This window comes from Campylobacter sp. RM16192 (genome assembly GCF_004803855.2).
Taxonomy (GTDB): domain Bacteria; phylum Campylobacterota; class Campylobacteria; order Campylobacterales; family Campylobacteraceae; genus Campylobacter_A.
Genome location: NZ_CP012552.1, coordinates 1,596,244 through 1,608,960, shown reverse-complemented (window position 1 = coordinate 1,608,960; position 12,717 = coordinate 1,596,244). Strand labels below are relative to the sequence as shown.

Genomic DNA, 12,717 nt, shown 5'->3' with positions numbered 1-12,717 from the left:
ATAAATTTAAAATCTATGAATACAGAAGAGCTTGGAGAGCTTTGTAATAAGATAAGAGGCAAAATTTTAGAGACAGTTAGTAAAAATGGAGGGCATCTTAGCTCAAATATTGGTGCGGTTGAGCTTATAGTGGCTATGCACTATGTATTTGACAAAGAAAAAGACCCGTTTATCTTTGATGTTAGTCATCAAAGCTATGCTCATAAGCTTCTAACAAATCGCTGGGATAACTTTGATAGTTTGCGTAAATTTAGCGGTATAAGCGGATATACTAAACCAAATGAGAGTAAATATGACTATTTTATAGCAGGTCATAGCTCCACTTCAATATCTTTGGCCGTAGGTGCCGCAAAGGCTATAAGGCTTAAAAATGAAGATCGTTTGCCAGTAGTTTTAATAGGCGATGGCTCTATGAGTGCCGGAATGGCTTATGAGGCTTTAAATGAGCTTGGCGATAGAAAATATCCCTGTGTGATAATCTTAAACGATAACGAGATGAGTATAAGTAAGCCTATAGGCGCGCTTAGTAAGTATTTAAGCCAGATGATGGCAGGTCAACCATATCAGAAATTTAAAAGCAGAGTTGAGAAATTTCTAAGCTATATGCCAGATGGTGCTGCGTACATGGCGCGCAGGATGGAAGAGGGCATACGACTTATAACTCCAGGGATGTTTTTTGAGGAGCTTGGGCTTGAGTATATAGGTCCCGTAGATGGTCATGATATAAAGGCTGTAATAGATGCTTTTGAAGTGGCAAAGATGATGAAAAAGCCTGTTATCGTCCATGCACAAACCTTAAAAGGCAAGGGATACGAGAAGGCTGAGGGTCACTATGCCAACTGGCATGGGGTTGGACCATTTGATCTAAAAAGTGGGGAGAGTATTAAAAAAAGTGCTCCAAAATCTGCTACTGCACTCTTTGCGGAAAATTTGCTAAAACTTGCCCAAAAATATGAAAATGTTGTTGGAGTAACTGCGGCAATGCCTACCGGAACGGGCATGGATCTGCTTATTGAGAAATTTCCTGAGCGTTTTTGGGATGTAGCGATAGCGGAGCAACATGCAGTAACTTCGATGGCCGCTATGGCAAAAGAGGGATTTAAGCCTTTTATCGCCATATATTCGACATTTCTTCAGCGCGCCTTTGATCAGGTGATACACGATGCTTGCATTATGAATCTAAACGTTGTTTTTGCTATGGATAGAGCCGGAGTCGTGGGAGAAGATGGAGAGACTCATCAGGGCGCCTTTGATGTTGGCTATCTTCATGTTATACCAAATATGACTATTTTTGCTCCGAGGTCTGCGGAAAATTTTAAACTTATAATGGAATATGCTTATAGGCATGTCGGACCTTGTGCATTCAGATATCCTAGAGGTAGCTTCTTATTGGACGATGGAGAATTTGAGTCAAAAGAGATTAAATTTGGAAAAAGTGAAATTTTATCTAAAACAGATTCAAAAGTGGCATTTATAGGGTATGGAAATGGAGTAGGGCGTGCAAATTTGGTCAAAAAGGCCTTAAGGGATAAATTTGAACCGACTCTTGTGGATTTACTATTCGTAAAACCGCTTGATAGAGAGCTTTTGTTGGATTTAGCCAAGGATAAAAAAGTTTGGTATATTTTCTCAGATAGCGCCAAAAAAGGCGGGGTAGCTGAAATTTTAAGCGCATTTTTACAAGATGAAGCCATATATGATGTAAGAGTTATTAGTCTTGAGTATAATGATAAATTTATAGAACATGGCAGTACGAGTGAGGTTGAGAAGGGATTGGGGCTTGATCCGCAGAGTATTTCTGAAAAAATACTAAAAGATAATTTATATTAATAAGTATAAAGAACTTTTAAATAATTTTTTTGTATAGTTTAGAAAAAATTAAAAAGGGAGTTATATGAATTATATAAATTTACTAAAAGAACGAGGTTTGAAAGCCACTCCGCAAAGAATCAGCGTATTAAAAATCTTAGATCGCCATATGCATCCTACTATAGACGAGCTTTATGAGGAAATTTTGGCTGAAAATCCGTCTGTATCGTTAGCCACTGTGTATAAAAACCTAAATACACTAAAAGATGAGGGGCTAGTCGTAGAGGTTAATATGCCAAATCAAAAGGCTAAATATGATATCTTTGAGCATCCTCATATCCACGTTGTATGTGAAGGGTGTGGCGAAGTAAGCGATATGAGCTACAATGATGCATTGCTTGACGAATATAAGGAAAATTTAGAGAAAAAGCTCGGAAATTTCGTTGAAAAACTAAATGTGCTAGTAACCGTAAAAAGTTGCAAACACTGTAATAAATAATTCTACTTCCTCTTAATCGGGTGAGTATCTCTCGCCCAACTACTTTATTTCTTTCTTATTTTTATTATTGTTTTTTGTCAGGATTATAAAATTTTTGCTTTTTTAGTTGTTGTAACCGAGCTTAAAACAACTTCATCATCTGTTTTTAACTTGTTTAAATTGGCTATTTTGCCATCTTTTAAAACTCTTACAAATGATGAAATTTGATCAAAAAACCTCTCTTGTTGCATAAAGCTTTTATTTAGAATCGATATTTGATTCTCAAATTTTAGTATTTTTAGATTTAGAGCATTTTTTAGTTTTAAATTTAAATTATTTAAAATTTGATATTTGTGATCTATTTTTTGTTCTAAAATTTGCTTTGATAGACGGTTTTTAAGCATATTTAAACTGCTTTCTTTGCACTCAAACACTCTCTTAATCGCTATATCAATTGCATCTAAGTATCTATCTATCATCTGCATAAATTCATTCATATCCGGAAGTAGTGAAGTCATGGCGGCACTTGGAGTGGGCGCTCTAAAATCAGCCACAAAATCTGTGATAACATAGTCTATCTCGTGTCCTATCGCGCTTATTATAGGTGTTTTAGATATATAAATTTCACGCGCCAAACATTCATCGTTAAAGCACCATAGATCCTCTCTGCTTCCGCCTCCTCTAGCCAATACTATTACGTCAAGTCCGTAGCTATCAGCCTTTTTAAGAGCTTTTATAAGAGCCTTTGGGGCGTTTTCACCTTGAGTTAATGAATCAAATATGAAAATTTCACTAAGTATCCATCTTTGATTGATAATTTTTAGCATATCTTGTAGAGCTGCTGAGGTTTTAGAGGTTATGATGCCTATTTTTTTAGGAAATTTAGGCAGACTTTTTTTATTTGAAATTTTAAAAAGCCCTTCTTTTTCAAGACTCTCTTTAAGCTGCTTAAATGCGAGCTCAAGCTCTCCATCTCCGCTCGGTCTAATAGAAGTGGCTATAAGCTGATAGCTACCACTCGGGGAGTAGAGGGAAATTTTGCCGTAAATTATAACTTTCATTCCATCTTTTATGTCAAATTTCAGCTTTTCATTGTTAAATTTATAAATTACTGCAGAAATTGAGGCTTTGGCATCTTTTAGCGTAAAATACCAATGTCCTGAGGCATGTTTGGTAAGCCTGGAGATTTCGCCTTCTGCTTCAACATATGAAAATGTCGTTTCAAGTAAGGTTTTAGCCTGCTCGTTTAATTCGCTTACGCTTAGCAATTTTTAAATTTCCTAGCTACAAAAAGTGTAGAAATATCCATCGAAAAACTTTTACAAACTTCGATTTCAAATCCCGCTTTTCGCAACTCATCCACAAAGCTTTCTGTATCTAAGAAATTTTCTATAGAGCTTGGTAGATATTCATATGCCTCTTGGTTTTTAGATATAAATCCACCTATTTTAGGCAGAATTTTACTTAGATAGAAGTCTCTTATTTTTGTTAAAAAGCCAGATTTTTTTCTTTTTGTGAACTCTAGAACGACGATATATCCACCATCTTTTAATATTCTATTAAATTCTTTTAGTGCGGCCTCTCTTTCGACCACATTTCTAATTCCGTAACTTATGCTTAATACATTTGTGCTTGCATCATCTAATGATGTATTAGTCGCTAAAGCCTCTATAAATTTAAACTCTGGAAATTTTTGCTTAGCAACTTCAAGCATGCCACTTGATGGGTCTATGCCTGTTAAAGAGTTGATTTTCACATTAAATTTGCTTGCCATATTCTTCCAAAAGCCCATCATATCGCCAGTACCGCATGCGACATCTACTATGTTTATACTTTGGTTTTTGAATTTTTCAAGCACTATCTTGCAGGCTATTTTGCGCCACCTAATATCAACTCCCATACTCAAAACCCTATTGGCAAGGTCGTAAGTCGGGGCAATCTCATTAAACATCTGAACTATTTTTTCTTGTTTTTGCATTCTCTTTCTTTAGTTGTAATAAATTTTTAAATTTTTGGAAACTTTGCTTAAAATTTTAATAAATTTTGTCTTTTTATCTAAAATCTCATCTCTTATCTGAAAAATTTGTTTGTAAATTTTACTTTTTAATTTTGCTATTGCCTGATCATCGCCATCTTGCTTAGTTTCAATGTCATCTAAGATAAGTAGCCATATATCCCTATCTTGCAGCTCTCCAAATAGCTCTTGAATATCTTTGACCCTATTTTTGCATTTTTCAAGAGATCTTATAGCAAATAGATCAATGAAGTTTTCAAATAGATATCTAAGTCTCTTGAACTCTATTCTTGTTTCGTGGAAAATAGCGTTTTCTCTCTCACTATTAAGTAATAAAAGACCTTTTTTTAGCCTTAAAATTTGAGCTCTGATTGCCTTTGCTACGATTTTTTTAATAGGCTTATCATAGTCTTCGCCTTTGTAAAAATCACTATCCTCTCTTAAAAATATCTCCCAATCTCTAAAAATCTCACTACGTTGCGGGCTGCTTAACATAGCTTTTATTTCATCATTTTGGCTATTTTTTATTATTTCTAAAATTTGGATTATTGATTTAGCCTTTTTTTGTTTATTTAAAAATTCCAAAAATACGTCTATGTCGCGCTTTATATTTGTTGAATTTGCTAGGATTTTAAAATTTTTACTAAAATGAACCGTTAGTTTCTCATCAAAAATTTTATTTAGCAGTCTAAGCAGAGAGCGTGTTTTGCGTAGATTTACCCTAATTTGATGAAGCGCCTCTTCATCGCTTGTTTTTATGTACTCATCTTTATAAAACTCTATAAATTTATAAATTTGAAAAAACAGCACTCTTGCAGCATCTATCGAGCGCATTGAGCTTGGAAACGAGAGCTTTATATCTTTATTTGTGTCTAAAATTTCCAATGCCTTTTTAACGTCAAATTTCATATCAGGTATCCCAAATAGGGCTAAATTTTTATTTTTATATCGTTCGTCTTCGGTGATTTCAGATATGATGTGATTGGCTAAAAAATCAGGCATTATAAAATTATTTGCGTCTTCAACTTTTAAAAATTCTATTTCAAGTGTAACGAGTCCTTCTAATACGCCTTTATAAATATCAATATTTGCAGGGAGATTATTTATCTTAAACTCAAATCTATCTTTTTCTATTGGCATTGCTATAGAGTTTTTAAAAGCTTTTTTGTATGATTTTTCATCGCAAATCTCTTCAAATTCTTGCCTTACCATTCCTTTTCCGATTTTTTTGGTCATGGTAAGATTATTTTCTGATTTACGAAATCTAATCTCTTCAAGGGGTGTGATTTTGGTATAAAATTGCATTACACTTTTGCTAGCTAGTAAAATACCATCTCTTTTAAGAGCATCAATAGCTAAAATACCGTCTAATACAAATTTACGTTCTATTTCTAAGACCAAATACAGCTCCTTAAACTATTTTTAATTGTATCAAAAGCTAGCTTAAATTGTAAATTTGCGATTTTAGTCTTATGAAATTAATTTTTAACTCAAATTGTGATAAATTATAGAAAATTTTAAAGGAGTTTTCGTGAATAGAAAGATAAATTTTAGCGCAGGACCAAGCGGACTACCTCTAAGTGTATTGGAACATGCTCAAAAAGAGCTTATAAGCTACCAAAACAAGGGCTTTTCTATAATGGAGATAAGCCATAGGAGTAAAACATTTGAAGAGGTTCATTTTGGGGCGATGGACAAGATAAGGAAGCTTTATGGCTTTGGCTATGAGTATGAAATTTTATTTTTGCAAGGCGGAGCGCATTTGCAGTTTGCGATGGTGCCTTTAAATTTATCTATGGGCGGAACAGCAGAGTATGTAAATACCGGAGTATGGACCAATAAAGCCATAAAAGAAGCCAAACTTCTTGGTATAAATCATAAAGTTGTTGCAAGCTCTGAAGATACGAAATTTGACCGCATCCCAGAGAATATAAAATTTAGCGATGATGCAGATTATGCTTATATTTGCACAAACAATACAATTTACGGCACTCAGTATAAAAGCCTTCCAAAGAGCAAAGTACCACTTGTCATAGATGCTAGTAGTGACTTTTTTTCAGAACCTCTTGATTTTACAGATATTGGCTTATTGTATGGAGGGGCACAAAAAAATGCCGGCCCAAGCGGTGTGACGGTAGTGATAATTCGCAAAGATCTTGCAGAGCGTCTTAATAACGATAGAGTGCCTACCATGCTTAGATATAAAACTCATACAGACGCAAAGTCGCTATATAATACTCCTCCGACATTTGGCATTTATCTTCTTGATCTTACTATGGGATGGCTGCTTGAGCAGGGAGGTCTTGTCGCTGCAAAAGAGAGAAATGCGGCAAAGGCGGCTTTACTATACGATGCTATTGATAATTCTAAAGGATTTTATAAAGTGCATGCAAGGAAGGCTGATCGCTCGGTTATGAACGTAAGCTATAATATTGCCGCAAATGCCGAGCTTGAGCCTATTTTTGTTGCCGAGGCGGAAAAGGCGGGAATGCTAGGGCTTAAAGGACATCGTCATTTGGGCGGAATTCGTGCTTCAATTTATAACGTAGTGAGCCTAAATGATGTGAAAACTTTGGTTGAGTTTATGAACGAATTTACTAGAAAGAATGGATAATTTTAAGTCTATTTGTGATTATTTTTATAAATTTGTCATTTTTATATAATTTAACAATTAAATATTGAAAATTAATTTTAGATTTTATAAAATGCCAAATAAAGGGGTTGGTTATGCTAAAAGATATTGAGATTTTTAAGACGCTGACAGATGAACAGCTTGATAGGCTTGAGAGTATAAGCATAATAAGACGCTATAATAAGGATGAATTCTTATTTATGGAAGGAGAGATTCCTAAGTGGTTTTATGTGCTTCTTAAGGGTAGAATTAAGATATATAAGACCTCTCCAAAAGGTAAAGAGGTGTTTGTCCACGAATTTTTGCCTGTCTCTCCTGTAGCAAAATTTGCAAATTTTGGAGATACACCTTTTAACGGATCTGCGGTTTTTGTTGAAGATTCTGAAGTTTTAATGATAGATTTTGATAAATTTAAGAAAAATTTTATGAGCGATGCAAATTTATGCATGGAGATTATTAAATCCTTATCTGAAAATTTTAGACTCGTACAAGGCATGCTTCATCGTGAAATTGCTCTTGGAGTAGAGGGTAAGATAGCGCTTTTTATAAGTGAATATCAAGATGGTCTTCCTTCTAAAAAATATGCTCAAATAGCTCAAATGTTAAATACCACTCCTGAGACCTTTTCAAGGGTAATTACAAAATTTAAGAAAAATGGATATATATCTATCGATGCAAATAAGAATATCAAGATACTAAATCATGATAAGCTTAAAGAGTTGTATGAGACTTAAAAATTTTTAAAGAAGCGAAAAATTTTAGTAGATTCTATCTGCCGCCAAATTTTAGCAGTGCACTTCCCCATGTAAATCCACCTCCAAAAGCATCAAGAAGTATAAGATCTCCATTTTTAAGCCTTCCTTCTTCGTAAGCATCATTTATAGCCATTGGTATTGATGCTGCGCTTGTATTTCCGTATTTTCCTACAGTGACTACACATTGACTATCTGTAAAATTTAGTCTTTGTTTGACAGCTTCTATGATACGTAAATTTGCCTGATGAGGTATAAAAAGGTCTACTTTATCACTTGTAATGCCATTTTTATTAAGTATATCTATAACACTTTTTGTAAGTGTTTGTACTGCGATTTTAAAGACCTCATTTCCAGCCATATGGATAAAATTTAGTTTATTTTCGAGCATTGCTTGCGAGGCTGGATTGGCGCTACCTCCGCCTGGAGTTATAAGTAGATCAGCAAAATTTCCATCGCTCGCTGTATGAACATCCAAGATCTCATTATTGTCTCTAGCGCTTATTATAGCCGCTCCGCCACCATCTCCAAAAAGTATGCAGGTGCTGCGGTCGCTGTAATCAACTATTGAACTCAGTTTTTCCGCTCCTATAATTAGGACATTTTTTTTAGCACCGCTTTCTACAAGAGATTTTGCAAGCTCAAGAAGGTAGATAAAGCCTGTGCAAGCAGCACTTATATCAAATGCTGTTATTTCTTCTAATCCTAAATTTTTAGCTATTTTACAAGCTGTTGACGGCATGCAAAAGTGATCCGGGCTAATCGTGGCGCATATGATAGCATCTATCTCTTTAATATCAATATCCGCTCTTTGAATTGCTACTAAAGCAGCCTTTGTGGCTATTTCACTCGTAATTTCACCTGTTGCAATGTGTCTAGTATGAATTCCTGTGCGTTTCACAATCCACTCATCGCTTGTTTCGACCATTTTTTCAAGGTCAAAATTTGTAAGAGTGTCCTTTGGAACATAAGCGCCGATTGAGATAAGAGAGGATTTTTTCATCAGTTACCTTACAAAGCTTAAAAGCTCGTCTTTGATAACTTTATTTATATCTGAATCTGCAAAGTTTAGAGCCTGAAATATAGCATTTTTTATAGCTTTTGCATTGCTTTTGCCATGGCTTATGATTACGCAACCATCTACACCAAGTAGCGGAGCTCCTCCGTATTCATCATAATCGACTTGTTGTTTTAAAGTTTTAAAAACCTTTTTCATTAGAAGTGAGCCGGCTATTGCTATAGGGGATTTTTTAACATGTTTTTTTATTATTTTTGTTATAGCGTCAGCTACACCCTCGCTTGTTTTAAGCAAAATATTTCCTACAAAGCCATCGCATATTACTACATCTACGCTTCCGTCAAAAATTTGATTGCCTTCGACATTGCCTACAAAGCAATCTAATTTAGACATTAGGCTAAAGGCTTCTTTTGTAACCTCATTACCCTTACTTTCTTCCTCGCCGTTTGAAAGAAGTCCTATTTTTGGGTTTTTTATTTTAAGAATTTCTTTTACGTAAGCTTCGCCCATGATTGCAAACTGAAAAAGATGTTCCGCTTTACAATCTACGTTGGCTCCGACATCCATTACAAGAGTTTTTTTGCCCAAAACATTTGGCATAAGCGTAGCAATCGCAGGGCGCAATACGTTTTGAATTCTGCCTACTCTAAGAGTAGCTAGACTCATTGTGGCACCGCTATGACCTGCCGAAACTACGGCTTTAACTTCTTTGTTTTTTAGGAGTTCTATAGCCTTATATATTGTGCTATCTTTTTTCTTTAGTGCATTTGTGGCACCATCAGACATTGATATTGTTTCGGTTGCTTCTATGTAGCTTATGTATTTTTGTAGATGAGATGGTACTAGAGGTTTTAAAACTTCTTCTTTTCCTGCCAAAACAGCACTAAATTTAACAGTTTCTAAAGCCTCTACAACACCCTCTATTATTGGTTTAGGACCAAAGTCTCCACCCATTGCATCAATGCAAATGCTTGTCATATTTTTTAGTACTCACCAGTGGTTTTGTTTGCACGATGAGGCATTTTCCATGAACCGTCTTTATCTTTAACAGGTATAGGAAGTGTTACTTTATAGTGTGTTCTACGTTTTGCTGCACGTGTATGACTCACTCTTCTCTTAGGTACTGCCATGTTATTCTCCTTTATAAATTTTCACAATCTTTACAGTAAAAATAGTCACTCTTAAAAGCTTCTATTTCACTTGATAATATCTCTTCTAGATCTATATATCCATCGAAAAATTCGATAACATCTTCAAGTTTTTCTTCGCTATCTTTATAAATCCCATCACTTATAAGTAGATTTAAATTCTCTTTTGGACTTAGTATTATATCTTCGCCACATCTATCGCAGTTGTGGCTCATATTGCCACTTATTAGAGCTTTACACTCTACTAGATCGGAATTTACTCTTTTTAAATTTCCGCTAAAGCTAAGATTTTCTCTTTTTATATCAAACGGAATTTGATTGTTTGCAATTTTTGCAAATGCTATTTTCAAAATTTTCCTTAGCAGATATCTCTGGATGCAAAGAAAAATTCAATTTCTATTTTTGCATTTTCTAGACTGTCGCTTCCATGGACCGCATTTGCATCAATATTTTCTGCAAAATCGGCTCTAATAGTTCCAGGAGCGGCTTCTTTAGGATTTGTTGCGCCCATTAGCTCTCTATTTTTAGCTACCGCATTTTCTCCCTCAAGAACCATAACAACAACTGGTCCGCTAGTCATAAATTCAACCAAATCATTGAAAAATGGTCTCTCTGAATGAACTGCATAAAATTTCTTAGCATCGCATTTGCTCAGTCTAATTTTTTTCATAGCAGCTATTCTAAGTCCGTTGCTTTCAAATCTATCTACTATTTTACCGATTACGCCTTTTTTTACAGCATCAGGCTTTATGATAGAAAGTGTTCTTTGCATAAAATTTCCTTGTATTGTTTATTTTGTTTTAAGAGAGGGGATTATATCAAAAAAATTATTAAAAACAAAATAAGCCCTTTTTTGGGCTTATTTTTTAAAATTTTAAGCTATAACAGCAGTTTCGCCCTTTCTCATGTCTGCACTAATCTCACTGCGTGACGGCTGGCCTTCGTAAGGCATATCCCATACGATACAGCCGTCGGTTGGACAGGCTGATGCACAGGCCGGCTCATCATTATGTCCTACGCACTCTACGCATTTATCTGCATATACATAGTATATATCTTCTCCTGTTGGATTATCGCTATCATCTACTATGGCTTCTACTGGACATTCGTCTATGCACGATCCGCAACTGATACAAATATCTGTAATTTTTACTGACATTTTTTCTCCTTAAATTAAAATTTTCGTAACAATATCAAAATATTTTTAAATTTGATATAAAAAAATAAATTTTATTTTTTGGATTTAAATTTGTATTTTTACAAATTTATCTATTATTAAACTTTAGACGATATAATTTCGCTAATAATAAAAATTATTTATTAAGGAGACATTAATGATAGTAACAAAAAAAGCACCTGATTTTACAGCTGCGGCAGTTTTAGGTAATAATCAAATCGTAAACGATTTCAACCTATATAAAAATATTGGCGAAAAAGGCGCTGTAGTATTTTTCTATCCAATGGATTTTACCTTTGTTTGCCCAAGTGAGATAATAGCATTTGATAAGAGATATGATGAGTTTAAGTCTCGTGGTATAGAGGTTATAGCTGTATCTTGCGATAATCAATTCTCCCATTTTGCATGGAAAGAGACTCCAGTAAGCAAAGGCGGAATAGGTCAAGTTCGCTTCCCTATAGTAGCTGATATGACAAAAGAGATTGCACGCGGATTTGACGTGTTAATTGATGAGGCCGGTGTTGCACTGCGCGGATCTTTCTTATTGGATAAAGACGGCACGGTTCGCCATGCAGTAGTAAATGACCTGCCTCTTGGAAGAAATATAGACGAGATGATAAGAATGGTTGATACTATGATATTTACAAACGAGCATGGCGAGGTTTGCCCAGCAGGATGGAATAGGGGTGATAAGGGTATGAAAGCTGATACGGCTGGAGTAGCTGACTATCTAGCACATAACGCAGATAAACTATAATTTCATAAATATTTTTATATCTTAAAAATCAAGAGACGGTGCATCCGTCTCTTTTATAATCTTACATCGAATACATCAAACTTTAAATTTTATATATTTTTTAAAACTCAAATTATTTTTTAACGATTAATAAAAAAAATAAGAAATTTTTACTATAATTAGTAATTTTTTACTTTATTGTAAAATTATGTAGGAGGTAGTATATGAATAAAGACCTGCATTTTAGTTTTAATGGCGGAAAAGCAACAATACTTGAAGGCGCTATTGATGTTTTTAAAAAAATTATAGAAAAAGTGCATTCTGTACATTTTCTAAATTTATATAATGGTGTAAAAGTAGAGTGTTTTGGTAAAGTTTTGTCTGTTGAAAATGAGTATGTTGTATGCGAAGTTAATCTTATGCAGATTTTGGCTATGAAAGAGGAGAGAAATGCTTATATAGTACAAGATGAATATTTTGCAAAAAACATAGTGGCGGATATAGTATCTGTAGATATAGCAAGCTCAACTGTAACTTTGAAAAATTTCACATATGCAAATAATCTCCATGCAAATTTAAGAAAATTCCAAAGAGTGTATCCTAATCGTTACACTAAAGTTATATTAAGTGATGAAAATGGAGAAATTCAAGGAAATTTATACGATATTTCAGAGGGTGGAATAGGTGTAGTTAGTACAAACTGTGGCACATTTAGAAGTGGTGGTACTATAAAAGCCAAATTTTCTTTAGAAATTCCTACAACCAAAGAGATAAAAGATATAGAAGTTAATTTAAAATTGATAGTAGAGCTAGTTTATAGAGGAGCTGTGAGGTACTGTTGCCAAATTATAGATGGGCAAGATGTACAAGAGGTTATAAATCAATTCACAAAAGAGCGTGTAATAGAGACTATCAAAGAATTAAAAGAGCAGCTCAATTTATATCAATAATTT

The 12,717-nt window shown here is 34.4% G+C and carries 15 protein-coding genes; 6 read left to right on the top strand and 9 right to left on the bottom strand.

The annotated features are described in order from the left end of the window. Nucleotides 1–1,830, top strand: coding sequence for a 1-deoxy-D-xylulose-5-phosphate synthase (dxs, locus tag CDOMC_RS08530; protein ID WP_172129691.1), 1,830 nt, complete (start codon nucleotides 1–3; stop codon nucleotides 1,828–1,830). Between the two features lie 64 nt (nucleotides 1,831–1,894). Beyond that, on the top strand, nucleotides 1,895–2,308 hold the full coding sequence (locus tag CDOMC_RS08525) for a Fur family transcriptional regulator (protein WP_172129336.1): 414 nt from the start codon (nucleotides 1,895–1,897) through the stop codon (nucleotides 2,306–2,308). A gap of 83 nt (nucleotides 2,309–2,391) precedes the next feature. Here CDOMC_RS08525 and xseA read toward each other — a convergent pair whose 3' ends face one another. Genes xseA through CDOMC_RS08510 form a run of 3 tightly spaced genes read right to left on the bottom strand, consistent with a single transcriptional unit; the run spans nucleotide 2,392 to nucleotide 5,702 of the window. After that, entirely contained in the window at nucleotides 2,392–3,555 is a 1,164-nt protein-coding gene (gene xseA / locus CDOMC_RS08520; RefSeq protein WP_172129335.1) for an exodeoxyribonuclease VII large subunit, read from the bottom strand. Beyond that, nucleotides 3,549–4,265 (bottom strand): bifunctional demethylmenaquinone methyltransferase/2-methoxy-6-polyprenyl-1,4-benzoquinol methylase UbiE, encoded by a 717-nt coding sequence (gene ubiE / locus CDOMC_RS08515; RefSeq protein ID WP_172129333.1) that lies wholly within the window; start codon nucleotides 4,263–4,265, stop codon nucleotides 3,549–3,551. The genes xseA and ubiE overlap by 7 nt, the downstream gene beginning before the upstream one ends. A 9-nt stretch (nucleotides 4,266–4,274) precedes the next feature. Beyond that, entirely contained in the window at nucleotides 4,275–5,702 is a 1,428-nt protein-coding gene (locus CDOMC_RS08510; RefSeq protein ID WP_172129331.1) for a CYTH and CHAD domain-containing protein, read from the bottom strand. A 130-nt stretch (nucleotides 5,703–5,832) separates the two neighbouring features. On the opposite strand from CDOMC_RS08510, the gene serC reads away from it, so the two are divergent. Both serC and CDOMC_RS08500 read left to right on the top strand, forming a co-directional pair. After that, a complete protein-coding gene (gene serC / locus CDOMC_RS08505) occupies nucleotides 5,833–6,915 on the top strand; it encodes a phosphoserine transaminase (RefSeq protein ID WP_172129329.1) in 1,083 nt (360 codons plus the stop codon). 113 nt (nucleotides 6,916–7,028) lie between these two features. Then, nucleotides 7,029–7,667 carry a Crp/Fnr family transcriptional regulator gene (locus CDOMC_RS08500; protein WP_172129327.1) on the top strand — a complete coding sequence of 213 codons (639 nt, stop codon included), beginning with the start codon at nucleotides 7,029–7,031 and terminating at the stop codon, nucleotides 7,665–7,667. Nucleotides 7,668–7,701: 34 nt separating this feature from the next. Here CDOMC_RS08500 and CDOMC_RS08495 read toward each other — a convergent pair whose 3' ends face one another. The 6 genes from CDOMC_RS08495 to CDOMC_RS08470 all read right to left on the bottom strand — a co-directional run bounded on the left by CDOMC_RS08495 (nucleotide 7,702) and on the right by CDOMC_RS08470 (nucleotide 11,010). After that, nucleotides 7,702–8,688, bottom strand: a complete 987-nt coding sequence (locus CDOMC_RS08495; protein WP_172129325.1) for a beta-ketoacyl-ACP synthase III — start codon at nucleotides 8,686–8,688, stop codon at nucleotides 7,702–7,704. A gap of 3 nt (nucleotides 8,689–8,691) precedes the next feature. Next, nucleotides 8,692–9,681 (bottom strand): phosphate acyltransferase PlsX, encoded by a 990-nt coding sequence (plsX, locus tag CDOMC_RS08490; protein ID WP_172129324.1) that lies wholly within the window; start codon nucleotides 9,679–9,681, stop codon nucleotides 8,692–8,694. A gap of 5 nt (nucleotides 9,682–9,686) precedes the next feature. Beyond that, nucleotides 9,687–9,833 carry a 50S ribosomal protein L32 gene (rpmF, locus tag CDOMC_RS08485; protein ID WP_172129322.1) on the bottom strand — a complete coding sequence of 49 codons (147 nt, stop codon included), beginning with the start codon at nucleotides 9,831–9,833 and terminating at the stop codon, nucleotides 9,687–9,689. A gap of 11 nt (nucleotides 9,834–9,844) precedes the next feature. Further along, entirely contained in the window at nucleotides 9,845–10,201 is a 357-nt protein-coding gene (locus CDOMC_RS08480; protein ID WP_172129320.1) for a hypothetical protein, read from the bottom strand. An 8-nt stretch (nucleotides 10,202–10,209) separates the two neighbouring features. Next, a complete protein-coding gene (gene ndk, locus CDOMC_RS08475) occupies nucleotides 10,210–10,623 on the bottom strand; it encodes a nucleoside-diphosphate kinase (protein WP_172129318.1) in 414 nt (137 codons plus the stop codon). Nucleotides 10,624–10,725: 102 nt separating this feature from the next. Continuing rightward, complete coding sequence (locus CDOMC_RS08470) at nucleotides 10,726–11,010, bottom strand: DUF362 domain-containing protein (protein WP_172129316.1); 285 nt, start codon at nucleotides 11,008–11,010, stop codon at nucleotides 10,726–10,728. A 175-nt stretch (nucleotides 11,011–11,185) separates the two neighbouring features. Between CDOMC_RS08470 and CDOMC_RS08465 the strand changes: the two genes are divergently transcribed. After that, a complete protein-coding gene (locus CDOMC_RS08465) occupies nucleotides 11,186–11,785 on the top strand; it encodes a peroxiredoxin (RefSeq protein ID WP_169973459.1) in 600 nt (199 codons plus the stop codon). 203 nt (nucleotides 11,786–11,988) lie between these two features. Then, nucleotides 11,989–12,714: a PilZ domain-containing protein gene (locus CDOMC_RS08460; protein ID WP_172129314.1), complete on the top strand. Its 726-nt coding sequence runs from the start codon at nucleotides 11,989–11,991 to the stop codon at nucleotides 12,712–12,714. Nucleotides 12,715–12,717: the final 3 nt, after the last annotated feature.

Coding starts and splice junctions, on each gene's coding strand:
- plsX (WP_172129324.1), bottom strand. CDS start 9,681: ATGACAAGCATTTGCATTGATGCAATGGGTGGAGACTTTGGTCCTAAA.
- rpmF (WP_172129322.1), bottom strand. CDS start 9,833: ATGGCAGTACCTAAGAGAAGAGTGAGTCATACACGTGCAGCAAAACGT.
- CDOMC_RS08495 (WP_172129325.1), bottom strand. CDS start 8,688: ATGAAAAAATCCTCTCTTATCTCAATCGGCGCTTATGTTCCAAAGGAC.
- CDOMC_RS08525 (WP_172129336.1), top strand. CDS start 1,895: ATGAATTATATAAATTTACTAAAAGAACGAGGTTTGAAAGCCACTCCG.
- CDOMC_RS08460 (WP_172129314.1), top strand. CDS start 11,989: ATGAATAAAGACCTGCATTTTAGTTTTAATGGCGGAAAAGCAACAATA.
- ndk (WP_172129318.1), bottom strand. CDS start 10,623: ATGCAAAGAACACTTTCTATCATAAAGCCTGATGCTGTAAAAAAAGGC.
- CDOMC_RS08465 (WP_169973459.1), top strand. CDS start 11,186: ATGATAGTAACAAAAAAAGCACCTGATTTTACAGCTGCGGCAGTTTTA.
- CDOMC_RS08470 (WP_172129316.1), bottom strand. CDS start 11,010: ATGTCAGTAAAAATTACAGATATTTGTATCAGTTGCGGATCGTGCATA.
- ubiE (WP_172129333.1), bottom strand. CDS start 4,265: ATGCAAAAACAAGAAAAAATAGTTCAGATGTTTAATGAGATTGCCCCG.
- CDOMC_RS08500 (WP_172129327.1), top strand. CDS start 7,029: ATGCTAAAAGATATTGAGATTTTTAAGACGCTGACAGATGAACAGCTT.